The sequence below is a fragment of the Lentzea roselyniae genome (genome assembly GCF_039537795.1).
In the GTDB taxonomy this organism is placed as follows: Bacteria; Actinomycetota; Actinomycetes; order Mycobacteriales; family Pseudonocardiaceae; genus Lentzea; species Lentzea atacamensis.
Genome location: NZ_BAABBE010000003.1, coordinates 12,446 through 28,894, shown reverse-complemented (window position 1 = coordinate 28,894; position 16,449 = coordinate 12,446). Strand labels below are relative to the sequence as shown.

The 16,449-nt window shown below is 69.4% G+C and carries 17 protein-coding genes; 7 read left to right on the top strand and 10 right to left on the bottom strand.

The window, feature by feature from the left end; translation table 11 throughout:
* Positions 1 to 46: 46 nt before the first annotated feature.
* The 5 genes from ABFX45_RS05455 to ABFX45_RS05435 all read right to left on the bottom strand — a co-directional run bounded on the left by ABFX45_RS05455 (position 47) and on the right by ABFX45_RS05435 (position 4,522).
* Complete coding sequence (locus ABFX45_RS05455) at positions 47 to 1,348, bottom strand: NPCBM/NEW2 domain-containing protein (RefSeq protein ID WP_346128096.1); 1,302 nt, start codon at positions 1,346 to 1,348, stop codon at positions 47 to 49.
* Positions 1,345 to 1,521, bottom strand: a complete 177-nt coding sequence (locus tag ABFX45_RS05450) for a hypothetical protein (RefSeq protein WP_346128094.1) — start codon at positions 1,519 to 1,521, stop codon at positions 1,345 to 1,347. Before ABFX45_RS05450 ends, ABFX45_RS05455 begins: the two co-directional genes overlap by 4 nt.
* On the bottom strand, positions 1,491 to 2,582 hold the full coding sequence (locus tag ABFX45_RS05445) for a glycoside hydrolase family 97 N-terminal domain-containing protein (RefSeq protein WP_346128092.1): 1,092 nt from the start codon (positions 2,580 to 2,582) through the stop codon (positions 1,491 to 1,493). Before ABFX45_RS05445 ends, ABFX45_RS05450 begins: the two co-directional genes overlap by 31 nt.
* A gap of 116 nt (positions 2,583 to 2,698) precedes the next feature.
* Positions 2,699 to 3,991, bottom strand: coding sequence for a beta-propeller fold lactonase family protein (locus ABFX45_RS05440; RefSeq protein WP_346128090.1), 1,293 nt, complete (start codon positions 3,989 to 3,991; stop codon positions 2,699 to 2,701).
* Between the two features lie 36 nt (positions 3,992 to 4,027).
* Positions 4,028 to 4,522 (bottom strand): GNAT family N-acetyltransferase, encoded by a 495-nt coding sequence (locus ABFX45_RS05435; RefSeq protein ID WP_346128088.1) that lies wholly within the window; start codon positions 4,520 to 4,522, stop codon positions 4,028 to 4,030.
* 84 nt (positions 4,523 to 4,606) lie between these two features.
* Between ABFX45_RS05435 and ABFX45_RS05430 the strand changes: the two genes are divergently transcribed.
* On the top strand, positions 4,607 to 5,098 hold the full coding sequence (locus ABFX45_RS05430) for an RNA polymerase sigma factor (RefSeq protein ID WP_233442411.1): 492 nt from the start codon (positions 4,607 to 4,609) through the stop codon (positions 5,096 to 5,098).
* Positions 5,091 to 5,957: a hypothetical protein gene (locus ABFX45_RS05425; RefSeq protein WP_346128086.1), complete on the top strand. Its 867-nt coding sequence runs from the start codon at positions 5,091 to 5,093 to the stop codon at positions 5,955 to 5,957. Before ABFX45_RS05430 ends, ABFX45_RS05425 begins: the two co-directional genes overlap by 8 nt.
* Here ABFX45_RS05425 and ABFX45_RS05420 read toward each other — a convergent pair.
* Positions 5,942 to 7,267 carry a serine/threonine-protein kinase gene (locus tag ABFX45_RS05420; RefSeq protein ID WP_233442381.1) on the bottom strand — a complete coding sequence of 442 codons (1,326 nt, stop codon included), beginning with the start codon at positions 7,265 to 7,267 and terminating at the stop codon, positions 5,942 to 5,944. The two genes, ABFX45_RS05425 and ABFX45_RS05420, sit on opposite strands and share 16 nt — an antisense overlap.
* A gap of 69 nt (positions 7,268 to 7,336) precedes the next feature.
* Here ABFX45_RS05420 and ABFX45_RS05415 point away from each other — a divergent pair, with 69 nt between their 5' ends.
* The 3 genes from ABFX45_RS05415 to ABFX45_RS05405 all read left to right on the top strand — a co-directional run bounded on the left by ABFX45_RS05415 (position 7,337) and on the right by ABFX45_RS05405 (position 9,735).
* Positions 7,337 to 7,579, top strand: a complete 243-nt coding sequence (locus tag ABFX45_RS05415; RefSeq protein WP_346128083.1) for a hypothetical protein — start codon at positions 7,337 to 7,339, stop codon at positions 7,577 to 7,579.
* Between the two features lie 14 nt (positions 7,580 to 7,593).
* On the top strand, positions 7,594 to 8,361 hold the full coding sequence (locus ABFX45_RS05410) for an enoyl-CoA hydratase/isomerase family protein (protein WP_346128081.1): 768 nt from the start codon (positions 7,594 to 7,596) through the stop codon (positions 8,359 to 8,361).
* 270 nt (positions 8,362 to 8,631) lie between these two features.
* Positions 8,632 to 9,735, top strand: a complete 1,104-nt coding sequence (locus ABFX45_RS05405) for a right-handed parallel beta-helix repeat-containing protein (protein ID WP_109641741.1) — start codon at positions 8,632 to 8,634, stop codon at positions 9,733 to 9,735.
* A gap of 97 nt (positions 9,736 to 9,832) precedes the next feature.
* Here ABFX45_RS05405 and ABFX45_RS05400 read toward each other — a convergent pair whose 3' ends face one another.
* Positions 9,833 to 10,021: a hypothetical protein gene (locus ABFX45_RS05400; protein ID WP_346128079.1), complete on the bottom strand. Its 189-nt coding sequence runs from the start codon at positions 10,019 to 10,021 to the stop codon at positions 9,833 to 9,835.
* 65 nt (positions 10,022 to 10,086) lie between these two features.
* Positions 10,087 to 10,542: an SLATT domain-containing protein gene (locus ABFX45_RS05395; protein ID WP_233440229.1), complete on the bottom strand. Its 456-nt coding sequence runs from the start codon at positions 10,540 to 10,542 to the stop codon at positions 10,087 to 10,089.
* A 35-nt stretch (positions 10,543 to 10,577) separates the two neighbouring features.
* Here ABFX45_RS05395 and ABFX45_RS05390 point away from each other — a divergent pair, with 35 nt between their 5' ends.
* Positions 10,578 to 11,273, top strand: coding sequence for a PIG-L deacetylase family protein (locus ABFX45_RS05390; protein ID WP_346128076.1), 696 nt, complete (start codon positions 10,578 to 10,580; stop codon positions 11,271 to 11,273).
* Positions 11,274 to 11,542: 269 nt separating this feature from the next.
* On the opposite strand, the gene ABFX45_RS05385 is transcribed toward ABFX45_RS05390, so the two are convergent.
* Together ABFX45_RS05385 and ABFX45_RS05380 are read right to left on the bottom strand one after the other, a co-directional pair.
* A complete protein-coding gene (locus ABFX45_RS05385; protein ID WP_109641799.1) occupies positions 11,543 to 12,835 on the bottom strand; it encodes a UDP-glucose dehydrogenase family protein in 1,293 nt (430 codons plus the stop codon).
* Positions 12,835 to 14,166, bottom strand: a complete 1,332-nt coding sequence (locus tag ABFX45_RS05380; RefSeq protein WP_109641745.1) for a glycosyltransferase family 4 protein — start codon at positions 14,164 to 14,166, stop codon at positions 12,835 to 12,837. The genes ABFX45_RS05385 and ABFX45_RS05380 overlap by 1 nt, the downstream gene beginning before the upstream one ends.
* Positions 14,167 to 14,440: 274 nt before the next feature.
* On the opposite strand from ABFX45_RS05380, the gene ABFX45_RS05375 reads away from it, so the two are divergent.
* Positions 14,441 to 16,447, top strand: coding sequence for a glycosyltransferase (locus ABFX45_RS05375; protein WP_346128074.1), 2,007 nt, complete (start codon positions 14,441 to 14,443; stop codon positions 16,445 to 16,447).
* Positions 16,448 to 16,449 lie beyond the last annotated feature (2 nt).

Sequence of the window (16,449 nt, the reverse complement as noted above, 5' to 3'; positions counted from 1 at the left end):
AATCGACTGCGCATTCGACGGAACCGCTGTCGAACAGATCGACGCCTCACCCCCGGCACGTCAGCCGCGCGTCACCCCACACCGCGTGGTCGAGACTGGTGCCATCGCCGCCATCGGTCACTCGCAAGGTCAGCGAATGCACACCGGAGACGTCCACGCTGACCGGCAGCGCCGGATCGACGGACCTGCGCAGCCCGCTCTCGTACAGCACCCGCCCGTCACCGACGACCACGAACATGACGGATCCTCCGACGCCCGCAGCGCGGTCCACCCGGCCGTCGACCTCGTCGTCCACCCCGACGGTGGCGTCGAACCTCGTGCACGGCCCCAGCTCGACGACCTTGTCCGCGGGTGTCGTGCCGATGCCCTTGCCGAACCGCACACCGCCGGTCGTCAGCGTCCTGCCCTCGACGGAACGATCGTTGCCCGCCACGTAGGACTGCCCGGCAGGCAACGGCTTCCACAGGTGAACGCGCGTCGCCTTCTCCGCCTCGACGCCGGAGCCGAACCTGTGTGGCTGGAACCGCGCCACCGCGGGCACCTCCGTCAGACCGGCCGGATCGGCGCCCGCCGCGACCGTCCACCTGCCGGACAGCGACTCCCCCGGCGCCACCCGGAACGCCCGCGCGGAACCGGAAGTGCTCCAGCCGGACGGCACGCGCGGCGCGAACGAGACGTCGTACAGCGGCTGGGCCGACGTGTTGGTGAACGTGCCGGTCATCTCGAACGTCTGCCCCGGCTGCACCGACACCTGCGACGGCGTGGTCACGACGGTGGTTGACGGGATGCCGTACGTCGGCCGCGCGCAGGTGTCGCGGACCGGACGGCACACCAGCGCGGCGAACCCGCCGTCCTTGGCCACCGGAATCGTCAGTTTCCCGTCGGTGACATGGGTTTCCTTGACCAGGCCGGCCGCGCCGTCACGCACGACCTCGACCAGCCAGCGTCCCTTGCCGAGCGCCGGCAGATCGAGAACACGGGCCTCTCCCGCGACCGCGCCGCCGACGAACCAGCGGTCGTCGCTGCGCCGTGCCATCACCACGCTTTCGGTGGGGCGGCCGGACAACAGCCGCGTCTCGTCCCACGCGGCCGGTGCCTGCTCCAGGTACCAGCGCGCCCACGGCCGGGCGTCGTAGGAGTCCGGGCGGCCGGCGAGGTTCTGCACCCCGGACTCGTAGAGCACGGTCAGCGCGAGCTCACCGGCGTCGGTGTTGGCGCGGGCGCGGTGGAAGCCACCCGGCGTGTAGTCCATGCCTCCCACCACGTTGCGGGTGAACGGCAGCGCGGTGAGGTGCGAGGTGGTGAGACCGCTGGACTTCTCCGCGCCGTGCACAGCCTCGGTCGTCATGACGTGCGGCCACGTGCGGTGGATGCCGTGCGGCAGCGTGGCACCGTGGAATTGATCAGGAAACGCATGCGGGCGGTCTCCGGCAGGATCTCGTCGTACCAGCGGTAGCGGTCCTGGCCGTCGGAGTCCATGAAGTCGATCTTCAGCCCCCGCACGCCCACTTTTGCAGCCACGGCAGGTAGTCCGCGCGTTTCTCGGCCGTGTCGACGCTGCTGAACCGCACCCACGTGTGGATGCCGACCCTGCGCGCCTCGGCGTACCGCACGAGCTCGGGGATGAAGCTGGTCCGCCGCCAGTTCGGGTCGTCGTACCAGCCGGCGTCGACCACGACGTACGGCCAGCCGCGCGCCGCGGCGTAGTCGACGAACTCCTTCTGCCGCGTGAGGTCCTGCTGGACCGACCGCCCACCGGCGAGCCACGTCCACACGGCCGGGCCCGGCTTGATCCACGACGTGTCCCGCACCCTGGACTTCGGCGCGAGGTCGTCCACGAGCGTCGACTCGGTGACGGTGGCCAGTGAGCCCACGATCATGGTGCGCCACGGGGTCTTCAAGGCGCCGGACACCGCGACTTTCTCGTCCCACAACTTCAGCTGGAACCGGCCGCCACCGGTGTGCACGAGACGGCCACCGGAGTAACGACCGTCCACATCGGACTCGGTGATCAACGCGAACGTGCCGCCGACCTCGAACAGCGCCGGGTGCATGTACTCGGCCTGCTCGGCGGTTCCCGTGGTGTACCGCAGGAACGGGTTCTCGTAGTCACGGCGGAACTTCGCCAGCCAGGCGGCGGAATCCGCCGGCAGCACGAACGCCGACGCCTCGCCGGTGACCGCACCGGTGTCCTGCGGCAGCTCGTACCGGTACGCGACGCCGTCGGCGGACTCGCGCACCACGAGGTTGAGCCTGTTGGCCCCGGAGGTGAACCGGTACGTCGTCTCGGTGGCGCGCACGGTCCGGTCGAGCTTCTTGCCCGACGTCGTGCGGTAGCGCTCGAAGATCGCCCGCTTCGACCTGCCGGCGGGCGTCAGGCCGGAGGACAGGTCGGCGCGCTCGGTCGTGATCCCGACCGGCGACGGCCGCAGCACCGTCCTGCCCCCGTGCGTCACCGCCAGGGTGACGGTCCCGCCGGAAGCGCTGACGACCGCCTGCGGACCGCGCGATCCGGCCTGCGCAGGCGGTACGACCACCAGTCCCGCGACCAAGGCGACCACGGCCAAGACTCTCACCGCCACGGACACTCCCCTCGTGATCCGGGGCGGCGGTCACCGGAAGACATCCAATGACTCGGACGCTATGCCGGGCATTTCGTCCGAGTCAAGGGATGTAACAACCGTGACAACTCCGATGACTACAACAGGGCGATGGGACCGTGTGCCGAAGCGCCACCGTGCTCGTCGTTGCCCGCGTGCGAGGCCGTGAAGCCCTGCAGCAGGGTTGACAAGCCGACCAGCAGAGACACCTGAGCATCACAGGTGGCCTTGCCGTCGGAGTTGGTCGTGGCGGTGCACAGGGGGTTGCCCTTGACCGTGCTGAACACGATCTTCTGACCCGCGACCGGCGCCCCGGTGTGCTTCTCGGTCAGCGTCGCGTCGAGCGAGCGGACCGTGAAGCCGAGGAGCCGCAGCTGCAGCTGCGCGGAGCCGGCCACGAGCTTCGACGGGGCGGGCGGCACGAAGCTGATCGCGATGCCCACCGGGCGCTGGCCGACCGGAACGGACCCGGTGACCGTGTTCGACGCCGTGTCGATGATCGACACCGTGTTGCTGTTGAAGTTCGTGACGTAGGCGCTGGCACCGTCCGGCGTGAGGGCCACGCTGATCGGGCGGTCACCGACGACGATCTTCTGCAGTTCCACCATCGCCGTCAGGTCCACGACGGACACCGAGTCGAACTCGCTGTTCGTCACGTACGCGCGGGTTCCGTTGGGCGACAACGCGATGCCGTGCGGCACGAAGCCGACCTTCGCGGTGCCGACCACGGTGCGCGTGGCGACGTCGATGGCGGAGATGTCGTCAGACCCCTTGTTCACCACGTACATGCGCGTGCCGTCGGCGGAGGCCGCGACCGCGGTCGGCGTGCTGCCGACGTTGATCGTGGCGATGACCGCGTTGGCCGTGGTGTCGATCACCGAGACCTTGCTCGGCCCGACGACGTCGTGCGTCACGTAGACGGCCGTGCCGTCCCTCGTGACGACCACACCGTCCGGGTTCTGTCCGACCGTGACGGTCGCGGTGACCGTCAGCGTGGCCGTGTCGACCACGGAAACCGTGCCGTCGGCGTAGTTGGTGACGTAGACGAAGCCGCCACCCGGAGCGACCGCGACGCCCGCCGGGTGACTCCCGACGGGAATGGACTTGTCGACCGTGTTGGTCGGCGTGTCGATGACGGTCAGCGTGTTGTGCGCGGAGTTCGTCACGTAGCCACGAGTTCCGTCGAACGCGACCGCCGCCATGTACGGCGAGTTACCACCGCTGTCGGCGATCGCCTCGGTCACCGCGTTCGTGGCCGTGTCGATCACCGACACTCCGCCGCCGTTGTTGGCGACGTAACCCAGCACCCGACCGGCGGGAGCCGCCGAGGCCGAGGGCACCACCAGTGCCGCGGTGACGGCAACAGCCATCACCAGTGGACGCAACCGCATGTTCAATGCCTCCTGGCGCGCGTCTTCCCGACCTTCTCAGGACATCGCGACCGGAGGAGCGGACGTTAGCCTCTTCAGCCTCTTCTCGAACCAGTGATCGGCGTACCCGGCGTCGTTGTAACGGCCGATCTCCGCGAAACCGTGCTTGGCGTAGAGGTTTCGCGCCTCGACGAGGTCCTTGCGCGTGTCAAGCCTCAGCGTCGTCACACCGCGCGCGAGCGCCTCCTCCTCCATCGCCTTCAGCAGCGCCGACGCGGCACCCTTCCCGCGGAACGGCGTTCGCACGAACATCCGGGTCAGCTCGCCGGCACCGTCGCCGAGGAACCGCATCCCGAGGCAGCCCACGTCCTCGCCGTCGCGGGAGACCACGAGGAACACCGGCACGTCGCGGTCCTGCTCGTCGCGTTCGTAGGCGTCGATCTCGGCGTCGTTCGTGGGCCGTCCCCAGTAGCGGCTGATCATCTCCGCGTTGTACTCGCGGTTGAGCGGCGAGCACGCGGCGTCAGCAACTCTCACGGTCCAGTTGGTCATGCGAACATCATCGAGAACGCGTCCACTCAATTGTGACCCACGTCACTGCAACACCCGTGCCGCGAGAAGCCAACTGGGGTCGTGATGTTCGCGGAGCTGTTCGACGAGCACGCCCACCCGCTGCACCGGTATCTCGCGCGACGGGTGGGTGTTGACGTCGCTGACGACCTCGTCAGCGAGACGTTCCTGGCAGCCATGCGCAGCAAGGAAACCTACGACCCCGGGAAGGGCAGTGTCGTCGGCTGGCTCTACGGCATCGCGACGAACCTGTTGCGCGGCCACGCCAAACGCGAGACCCGGCTGTTGCGCACCGCCGAGCGCTACGGCGTCGACCTCGGCGTGGCGGAGACGCTGGAGCACACGGTGGTGACCCGCATCGACGCCCGCTCGCACCTGCGGCGGATCGCCGGTGCGCTCGCGAAGATGCAGGAGACCGACCGCGACCTGCTGCTGCTCGTGTCGCTGGCGGGGCTGAGCGTGCAGGAGGCGGCAGAGGCGCTCGAGATGAACCCCTCGACCGCCAGATCCCGCCTGCACCGCCTGCGCGCCAAGCTGAAGGAAGTGGAACATGCGTGACGTGCTGGACGACGACCTCGCCGAGCTGTACCCGGTCCGGGGCGCCGACGACGTGCGGCTGGCCCGCCTGCGCGAGCAGCTGTTCGCCGAGAAGCCGGTGAGCCGGGCACCGCGCTGGGTCGGCATCGCGGCCGCGGCCGTCGGCGTGGTGATGATCGCCGGGCTGGTGGTCCTGCTGAGGCCCGCCCAGCGGGACGCGCCCGCCACGATGCCCAGCACACCTGCCACGTCCCTCCAGGAGGCCGCGACCCTGCTGGAGCTGAGCGAGAAGCCGGCCGCCAAGTACCAGCACATCACCTACCGGATCTGGGAGGTGATCAGCGCTTCGGCGTTCCGCGTCGAAGGGGTCGGCAGGACCCTGACCGAGTTCGAGTACGACGTGTGGCTGCCCACCGCGCCGGACGAGATGGTGGTCATCTACCGCAGGGAGACCGGGCAGCGCCGGCCGATCTCCGGCGCGCAGCCGCGGCCGGAGCAGACGCTGAGCACGATGAGCTACCCGCAGGTGTGGACCACGTTCTGCGCGGCCACCCCGTGCAAGGAGGAGACCCTCTCCACGCCGCTGCCCGCCGACCCGAAGCAGAAGCTGCTGGCCGCGTCGCCGCGTCTGCTCTCGCCGTTCACGACGAACGAGGAGAAGGCCGCGGTGTACCGCGCGCTCGCCGAGTCTCCGGAGATCCGCTGGAACAACGGGAGGCTGTCGGTCGACGGCAGCGTTGTCCAGTTCGCCGTCGATCCCGCCACGGGCCGGGTGACCGGCAAGGAGGAGGTCGAGACCGCGACCAGCCCGTTGCCGCAGGGGATGCCGCCGCGGACGGTGACCATCACCTACGAGTGGACCGATCAGCGCCCGTCGTAGGAGCGGGGCAGGTACCAGGCCAGGGCGGCGCGCAGCTCGGCGATGTCACGCTGGCGCCGCCGTCTGGACCGCTCGTGGGCGATCGGGAAGACCCGCACCCCGCCGTGATTCGCGCCGAAGAACCGGCGCGGCGCCGGGTCCTTCAGCCAGACGACGACCCACGGCCGTTTCTTGTGCGGCACGACGCGCACCCGTGCCAGCTCGTACCACCAGTACTGGTGGAACTTGCCGTTGCGCGTGGTGGCGATGCCCTCGCGGCTGATCTCGATGACGATCTTGCTGCGGGCCGCGGCGCCGAAGTACCGCACCGCACGCACGACCAGCACGCAGAACGCGGCCAGCGCCAGCAGCTGCGTGGCACCGTTGGCCCCGGCGGCCGGGTCGGCGATCGCGGCGGCGAGCAGGCCGGCGGCGAGGTTCGTCAGGCCCCACGCGAACGGCACGATCCGCGACGTCGAGAACGTCGCCGCGGCGGGTGTCATCGGCGCGGGCAGCTTGGTGGTCGCCGGCTTCGGCGAGACGACCTGGGAGAGCAGGCGCGTCACCTCGGCCGGCTCCGGGCGCTTCGCGGGGTCGCGGTGCATGCACTTCTGCACCAGCGGCCGCAGCGGCTTGGGCACGCCGTCGAGGTCCGGTTCGCCGTGCGCGGCGCGGTAGAGCAGTGTCGCGGTCGGGCCCTCGCCGAACGGCCCCTTGCCCGTGGCCGCGTAGACGAGGACGGCGCCCAGCGCGAAGACGTCGCTCGGCGTGCCGACCTCCTGGCCGGTGATCTGCTCCGGCGAGAGGAAGCCCGGCGTGCCGAAGACCATCCCGGTCTCGGTCAGCGCGGTGTGCTCCATGGCGCGCGAGATGCCGAAGTCGATCACGCGCGGGCCGTCGGCACCGAGCAGCACGTTGGACGGCTTGAGGTCGCGGTGCACCAGGCCGGCGCGGTGGATCGCGGTGAGCGCCTCGGCCAGGCCCTCCGCGAGCCGGCGCAGGTGGTGCTCCGGCAGCGGGCCGTGCCGTTCGATCGCCTCCTGCAGCGTCGGGCCGGGCACGTACTCCGTCGCCATCCACGGGCGGGGCGCGCGCGTGTCGGCGTCCACGACCGCCGCGGTGCCGGCGCTGCCGACCGCACGGGCCATCTGCACCTCGCGGCGGAACCGCTCGCGGAAGCGCGGGTCGTCGGCGAGCTCGGCGCGGGCGACCTTGACGGCGACCTGCCGCCCGTCGCTGCCTTGCCCCAGGTAGACCGTTCCCATGGCACCACGACCAAGCCTGCCGAGCAGCAGGTAGTCGCCTATGCGTTGTGGTTGGTCCACCTTCACCGGATCGAGGGTAGCGGGAACTCGGGCTGGAACCTCACATCTGAGTAGATCTACGTATCGTTGTCACCCATGGGTCGGACCCGCTTGTACCGCAACGGCGAACTCGTGGACCGGGACTTCCCGGTCGCCGACGTCGCGCGGCACCTGGAAGATCCCTCCTCGGTCGTGTGGTTCGACCTCTGCGCGCCGTCGCAGGACGAGATGGGTCTGCTGCGCGACGAACTGGGACTGCACGAGCTCGCGATCACGCTGGGCATCTTCGGCCTCTCCTACTTCCTGTACGTCATGTTCAAGCGCCGCGACTGGCTGTGAGGGGCTCCCGCACGATGAAGATCCATCTGACCAGGCAGAACGAGCTCGCGATCATCACGATCGACGCACCGCCGCTCAACCTCTACGCCCTGGACCTCGACGCCGAGTTCCACGACGCCCTGGACGAGCTGGGCGACGCACGGGCGTTGCTGGTCAACGCGACGGGCAAGGTCGTGTCCGGCGGGGTCGACGTGTCGCTGTTCGCGGCCCAGGAGTACCGCGAGGACGCGCAGGCGTTGTTCGACCGCATGCTGCTGCTGCCGCAACGCCTCGCCGCGCTGCCGATCCCGACCGTCTTCGCCGCGCACGCGTTGTGCCTGACCTGGGCGTTCGAGCTGGCGGTGGCGTGCGACCTGATCCTGGCGGCCGAGAGCGCGCGCTTCGGCCTGGTGGAGAAGGTCGTGGGCCTCACACCGACGATGGGCGGCACGCAACGCCTGGCCGCCCGCGCGGGGGTTGGCCGCGCGAAGGAGTTCGTGATGACCGGCGACCTCTACGACGCGACGACGCTGGAGCGCTGGAACGTCGTGAACCGCGTCCTGCCGGACGAAGGCTTCGCGCTGGCCGCCGAACAGTTCGCCCTCTCGCTCGCCGTCGGCCCCACCAGGGCCCACGCCGCGACCAAACAGGTGCTCGCGCACTTCGAAAACGGAGGCGTTCCGGAGGCCGACGCTCACGTGACGACGATCGCGTCCGCGTTGTTCGAGACCCAGGATCTGCCACGGGCTGTGCACAGCTTCCTCACGGACGGTCCCGGCCGCGCCACATTCCTGGGTCGTTGATCTCACACATCAAGGAATCATATGGCTCGGAGATAAAACCGTGATCTGCCAGGTCACACGGACGGACTATTCCCGCCCGGTGCGAAGATGACCTTGCGGCACAAGGAGATCCGCTTGACTCCTCCCGTCGGCCCGTGCAATGTGCAGTCCGTTCAACGGCCCAGCGCGAACTCCGTCGCACGAGTTCCGTACACATTCCGCACCGGCCGACGACACAATAAGCGAGTTCACGGTCCCCCGTCGTGAACGCGCGTGGAGGTAGAACCAGCCGTGAAACTGAGATTGGCCGTACTGCTGACCGGTGGTGTCATCACACTGGCCGCCTGTTCCCCGACCAAGGCGGTCAACCCGACACCCGTAGCGGAGAGCACGAGCGCCACCTCGACCAGCACGTCCAGCAGTTCTCCCGCCCCGAGCAGCAGCTCCTCCGCCCCGGCCCCGGCACCGCAGTCCGCCACCAACGGCCCGGTGAAGCCCCCGGCCAACCCCGGCACCCCCGCTCCCGCCGGCTCTCCCGGCTGGAAGCTCACCCAGGCCAACACCGGTCTGGCCGCAGTCGGCCTGAACTGCGACTCCCTGCCCGTCTACACCGGCCCCGCGACCCCCGGCTCGGGCACGGTCATCTCGGGCAAGCGCATCGAGCAGGCTCTGACGTTGTTCGCTGGCAACATCACCATCGAGAAGTCCTGCATCCGCCCGACCAAGCTCAACGAGGCCGCCCCGCTGGTCACCACGAACGGCCCGTGCGGCAGCAACTCCTGCCAGGTCACCGGCGCCCCGGTGACCATCCGCGACTCGAACATCGACGGCTCCCGGCTGTCCGCGTCCACGATCGCGAAGTCCTGCGCGTTCCTCGGCGTCGGCACCCTGCAGCGCAACTACATCACCGGCATGGGCTCCGGCATCTGCTTCTACAACACCGGCAACACCCTCAGCGGCCTCGCCGAGGGCAACTACGTCCGAGGCCTTCGCACGGCCGGTGACGCGCACAACGACGGCGCCACCGTCCGCGACTTCCCGCTGGACCGCAACGCCGGTCGCACGCTGACGTTCCGCAACAACCGGATCGACTGCTCCACCGGCCAGGACACCGGCGCGCTGTTCATCCAGACCTACGGCGGCGACATCGACAACGTCACCGTCGAGGGCAACCTCCTGGAGGGCGGCGGCTACCAGCTCGGCCTGGAGTCGAGCCACGGCAACCAGTACGGCCGCAACATGAAGGCCATCAACAACCGCTTCACCGGCAGCGGCTGGGGCGCGGCCTACGTGACCTCCAACAACGTCGGCTACAAGTGGGCGGTGTGGCAGGAGAACTACCTCCTCGACCCCAACGCCCCGGACGCGAAGGGCAAGCCCGCGGGCACGCCGTAGCAGGTCACGGATTGTGGAAGACGCTGGTGAACGCGCGGTCGAAGCGCCGCGCGGCCAGGTCCTGGCGCTGGATCAGCCAGTGGACGGTGGCGTTCTCTCAGTCCTCCACGCCGACGTACCGGGCGGCCAGTTCCTCAGATCGGGATGCCCTGGCAGCGGGCGGCCGTCCGGCAACGGGAGCGCCGTGACAGGGCAGCGACACGTCGATCGCCGCCCGCAGCGGCCCCCGCGGGTGCTCCTCGAACGTCGCCCCGGTGGGCATGGCCGCGACGTCGATCGAGGCCACGAAGGGAACGCTGGGTCCCCGGCGTCGGCGGGAAGCAGGAGCGGATCGCCCAACCGGACGGGGCCCTAGCCGTTGTCGCGGTACTTGAGCCAGCGCGAACTCAGCGAGTCCCAGATCTCCTGGTACTGCTGGAACATCTCGCGCACCCGCTCGACGTCGATCTCCTCGGCGGGGCGTGAGGCGATGTAGTACGCCAGGTCGTCTTCGAGGCGGTGGAACCGGTAGCTCGCGTCCTCCATCAGCACCCACAACGAACGCCAGGCGAAGAAGGGCTCCAAAGCGGACACCACGGTCACCACCGCGATCAGGGAGAACGCCGTGCCCGTCCAGGGATCCAGGTTCTGCAGCCCGAGGATGATCGTCGACGCCGCCGAAAGGACCAGCGTCGTCAGCCTCACCAGCACCGATTTCCAGCGGAACCGGTGTTTGCGGGAGCGGGCATAGGCGTGGCCCCGCTCGATCTGCGCGCGGACGTGGTTGGCGAGTTCCAGCGGCTTCAGGCCGGACGGCAAGTCGGTCACGCGCGGCAGACTAGCCACCGGGTACGTTCGCCCGCGTGCAGTTCGGTGGACCGAGAACCTTGCTGGCCGTGCACGCCCACCCCGGCGACGAGTCGACGGCGACCGGGGGCGTGCTGGCGCACTACGCCAGACAGGGCGCCAGAACCGTGGTGGTGACATGCACCAACGGGGAGTTCGACGATGCTCCGAACGGCGCAGTGCCCGGCGAGGTCGGCCATCACCCGAAGGCCGTGGCGGCGCATCGCAGGGCCGAGCTGCAGGCGGCGTGCGACGCGCTGGGCATCTCGGATCTGGAACTGCTGGGCTATCACGACTCCGGCCTGAGCGGTGAGGTGCCGGAGGGCGGGCTCTGCACCATTCCGGTGGAGACCGCGGCCGGCCGGCTCGCCGCGCTGATCGAGCACTACCGGCCTCAGGTCGTCGTCACGCACTACAGCTCGCACCGCGACCACATGCACGTGATCCGCATGGCCAAGCTCGCCGTCCACCGCACCGGCATCCCGGCCAAGCTCTACCTGACCGCCAAAGAGGGTTCCACGACGATCGACATCAGCGAGGTCGCCGACGTGAAGCGCAAGGCGTTGCGGTGTCACGCGAGCCAGCAGGTGCACGGGGCGTTCGCCGTGCAGGAGCACTACTTCCGCGCGCTCGACACGACCGACGCGCCGCTGCCGGAGACCGACCTGTTCGCGGGCATCACCGGCCACGGCCCGGATCTGCCGCGGTGGTGAGCGGGGCGCTCCGTCGAGCGCCCCCGTCACCCGGCGTCAGAGCGGCAGCGCGGACAGCAGGCCGTTCGCGAGCGAGCTCGCCTGGCCGAGGAGACCGCTCGCCTGGTTGACGAGACCGCTGATGACGTCCATGAGTCCACCCACGGTGAAACCTTCCGACGCACCTCGGCGGCTGGTCCCGCCGGGTGTTGCCGGAGATCAAAGCGCCAGCACGGCAACACCGCTCGCCGACTCACACCATTGAGCCGAAAAGGACTGTCTCAAATGGATTACCGTCCGAGCGACGTGCAGGTGAACCCCGCACGGCGGATGACGTCCGGGTCCAGCAGGTTGCGGGTGTCCACCACGACCGGCTGCCGCACGGTCTCCGCGAGACGCGCCCAGTCCAGCGAGCGGAAGTCCGGCCACTCGGTCAGCACGACGAGACCGTCGACGTCCTTCGCCGCCTGGTACGGATCGTCCACAACGGACACCGAGCCCAGGTCGGTGCCGCCGGTCAGCGCCGGGTCGTAGCCAACGAGGTCGGCACCGGCCTGCTTCAGCAGGGCCGCCACCGCCAGCGCCGGCGAGTCGCGCAGGTCGTCCGTGCCCGCCTTGAACGTGAGGCCCAGCAGCCCGAGCCGCACGTGGGACAGCGAGCCGCCGCGCTTGCCGGTGACCGCGAGCCGCACCTTCTCGACCATCCGCTGGCGCTGGCGCTCGTTGGTGTCGATCGTGGCGCGCAGCAGGCGGAACTCGAAGTCGGCGGCGTCCGCGACCTGGAGCATCGCGTGGGTGTCCTTGGGCAGGCACGAGCCGCCCCAGCCGGGGCCGGGGTTGAGGAACGCCTGGCCGATGCGCTTGTCGTAGCCCATGCCCTCGGTGACGTCGGTGATGTTCGCGCCGAGCCGCTCGCACAGCTCCGCCACCGCGTTGACGTACGAGAGCTTCATCGCGAGGAAGCAGTTCGCGGCGTACTTGACCATCTCCGCCGAGGCCGCGTCGGTCAGCACCGTGGGCGCGCCGAGGCGGGCGTACAGGGCGGCGACGCGCTCGGCCGCGTCCTGCTGGTCGCAGCCGACGACGATCCGGTCCGGGTTCAGGAAGTCGTGCACCGCCGAGCCCTCACGCAGGAACTCGGGGTTCGACACCACGGCGACGTCGTCGCGCCGCAACAGCTCCGCGGTCCGGACGGACGTCCCCACGGGCACCGTGGACTTGTTGACGATCACGCAGCCGGACGGCAGCAGGTCGCGCGTCTCGTCCACAACGGACTCGACGGCCTGCAGGTCCGCGATGCCGCCGACACCCATCGGCGTCGGCACGCAGAGGAAGACGACCTCGGCGTCGGCGACCGCGGCCGAGGCGCCGAGCACGAAGGTCAACCGGCCGGACGCCAGGCCTTCCGCGACGAGCTCCGCGAGCCGGGGTTCCAGGATGTCGACCTCGCCGCGCGAGAGCCGCTCGACCTTGGTCGCGTCGACGTCCGCGCACACCACGCGGTGGCCCAGCGACGCGAGACAGGCGCCGGTCGTGAGACCGACGTAGCCGGTGCCGACGACCGCGATCCTTCTGACGAACATCATTCTCCCGTTCGGTCCACGGCGAACGTGCGGAGCACGGCGTCGTCGCTCACGTCGATCATCTTGTTGCCCCATTGGTCGGTGCCGGCACCGAGCGCCGGCCTGCCGTCGGGGAACGGCCCGCGCGAGGCGAAGCCGGTGAGCCCGTCGAACACCGCCACGTAGTTCTCGGCCTGCGGGCGCCAGTCGAGCTCCGCCTCGCAGCGGCGCCTGCCCTCGAAGCCGAGGCGTCCGCGGCGTTCCGCGTCGTCCAGCAGATCCAGCAGAGCCGTGGTGAACCCCTCGACGTCACCAGGCTCGACGTAGACGGCGCAGTCGCCGGCGGACACCACGGTCTCCGTCAGCCGGTACGAGACGACCGGCAGCGCGTAGGCCATGTACTCCATGGTCTTGTTCATAGTGGACACGTCGTTCAGAGGCGACAACGGATCCGGGCCGAGACCGACGGCCGACGTGGACAGATAACGGGTGATCTGTTCGGGCCCGACACGTCCGGTGAACTCCACGTACGGGTCGAGTCCCCAGGCCGTGGCCTGCTTCTTCAGGTCTTCCAGGCAGTCGCCGAAGCCCAGCAGCGCGAACCGGACGTCGGTGCGGCCGCGGTCGAAAACAACTCTGCGTGCGACTTCGAGGACGCCGTCGACGCCGTCCTGCGGCCCCATGATTCCCAGATAGGCCACCAGATGTTTGCCGCCGCGCCGGAGCTCGTCCACCGCCTCGACAGGTCGCATCACGGTCGTGTCCGGGCCGGAGCGCACGACGGTGGTGTGCTCGGGCGGCACGGAGCCGCGGGTCCACGCGATCTTCTGGTACGAGGTGTTGGTCGACGTCACCCGGTCGGCCGTGCGGAACGTCCGGCGCTCCAGCCACTTCAGGATCCGGTACTGCAGCTTGCCCGCGGCACCCTTCGGCTCGCCGAACCGCGAGAGGAACACCTCGGGATTGAGGTCGTGGTGGTCGAAGACGAACTTGACGCCACCGAGCCGCCACAGCAGGGCGAGCGCCCAGTAGGTGTCCGGCGGGTTGCAGGCCTGCATGACGTGGAACCGCCTGCGCGCGCGAACCTTCACGCTCAGCAACGCCGTGCGCACCCAGCAGTACAGGAACTCCCACGCGTAGCCGAGGGCTCCCTCGGCCTGGGGCGGCGGAGCGTACTTGTACAGATGCACTCCGTCGAGCAGTTGGTAAGCGGGATCACCCGGTCCCTTGGGGCAGATCACCGAAACCTCGTAGCCGGCGGCGGTCAGGGCGCGGCACTCGAGCCACACCCGGCGGTCCAGCGGCACGGGGAGGTTCTGCACGATGATCAACACGTGCGGCGATGACGTCACGCCTTTGTTCTCGTTCGGGAGGGCGAAACGGTTACAGCTCGCGCCAATCCAGCGCCGTGACCGCCGACCTCCACCGCGTCTTCGACGCTCAGCAGGGCACCTCGCGGCACCGGCCCCACGCCCACAGCCAACCAGGATGAGGACGCGGGGCCGGCACCACGATGCACCCGTCTGACCGCCGAACACGGGGCGAAGGCCGACGATCACAGCACCGGTAACAACGGTTCCGAAAAGCTCGATGTAGCGGGCACAAGCCCAAAAGCGAGGAGCGGTTGTGGAGCGGTCACCTGTCGCGGTGGTCATCGTCACGTACCAGAGCGAACAGGTCATCGCGGGATGCCTGGCCTCGCTACCCGACGACGTGAAGGTCTTCGTCGTCGACAACGCTTCCACCGACGACACCGTGAGTGTGGCGGCCGCCACTCGACCGGACGCGCGGATCATCCGCAACCCGGTGAACGCGGGATTCGCCGCGGGCGTGAATCTGGGCATCAAAGCCGCCGAGGGCCACGACGTGCTCGTGCTGAACGCGGACACCCGCCTGCACCCCGGCACGATCGACACCCTGCGGGCGGCGGACAAGCCCATCACCGTGCCGAAGATCGTCGGCGTGGACGGGCTCACCCACTTCTCGCTGCGCCGCGAGCCCAGGCTGCGCACCGCGATCTCCGAGGCCCTCATCGGCGGCCACCGCGCCGGGCGGATCGGGCTCGGCGCGACGGTGACCGACCTCAAGGCCTACGAGCACGCTCACCCGGCCGAATGGGCCACCGGCTGCGCGTGGCTCGTCAAGCGCGAGACCATCGAGCGACTGGGCCTTTTGGACGAACGCTACTTCCTCTATTCGGAGGAGGTCGAGTACATGCTGCGCGCCGGAGGCGTCTGGTACGAGCCGCGCGCGGTGGCCACGCACATCGGTGGCGAGGTCTCCACGAACGCGCGGCTGTGGTCGCTCCTGGCCGCGAACCGGGTCCGCCTGCACCGCGAGCGGCACGGCAAGGTCGCCGCGTTCTTCATGTGGCTCGCGGTGGTGCTGAACGAGGGCCTGCGCGCCCGCTCGCCCAAGCACCGGGCCGCGCTGAAGGGACTGTTCCGGATGCGGACCTGGCCGGAGGAAGTGGCCTCCGAGGGCCCGAGCTACCTGTGCTTCTCGGCGCAGGACTGGTGGTACCACAACCGGGCGCACTCGGACTTCCAGCTGCTGCGCCGGGTCGCGAAGCACCGCAAGGTGTTGCTGGTCAACAGCATCGGCCTGCGGATGCCGTCGCCCGGCAAGAGCACGCAGTTCCTGCGCCGGATCCTGCGCAAGGCCAAGAGCGTCGCGATGCTCGTGCGCCGGCCGATCCCGGAGACGCCGAACTTCTACGTGATGACGCCCGCTCCCCTGCCGTTCTACGGCAAGCCGTGGCTGCGCAAGCTCAACTCGGTGCTGGTGCGCACGCAGGTCCGCCTCGTGTGCCTGTTCCTGCGGATGGGCACGCCGGTCGTCGTCGCCACCATCCCCACGGCGTGGGACGTCGTGGAGCCCATGCGGCACAAGGGCCTGATCTTCAACCGCTCGGACCGGCACTCGGCGTTCCCCGAGGCCGACCAGGGCACGATCGCCGCGCTGGAGAACCAGCTGCTGTCCAATTCGGACACCGTGCTCTACGTGAGCCGCGCGCTGCAGGAGGAAGAGTCCCCGCTGACCGGTGAACGCGCGCACTTCCTCGACCACGGCGTGGACGTCGACCACTTCACCCGCCGCGACGAACTGCCCGCCGACATCGCGTCGATTCCCGGGCCGCGCATCGGGTTCTTCGGCAGCCTCGACGACTACCTGGTGGACTTCGACCTGATCGAGAAGGTCGCGCAGGAGTTCCCGGAGGCGTCGGTCGTGCTGATCGGTGACGCCACCTGCTCGATGGAGCGCTACGCCAGGTACCCCAACGTGCACTGGCTGGACTTCCGTTCGTACGAGCAGATTCCCGGCTACGGCTCCGGTTTCGACGTGGCGCTGATGCCGTGGCTCGACAACGACTGGATCAAGCACGCGAACCCGATCAAGATGAAGGAGTACCTGGCCCTCGGCCTCGCCGTGGTGTCCACGGACTTCCCCGAGGTCGAGCGCTACGCCGACGTGATCCGCATCGCGAAGGGCGAGGCCGACTTCATCGACCAGATCCGCCTGACGCTCAAGGACGGCGGCCTGAAGACCCCGGCCGAGCGGCGTGCGGCCGTGCTGACCGCGTCGTGGGACTCCCGTGCCCGTGAGCTCATGCAGATCGCGGAGGGTCGCTGACC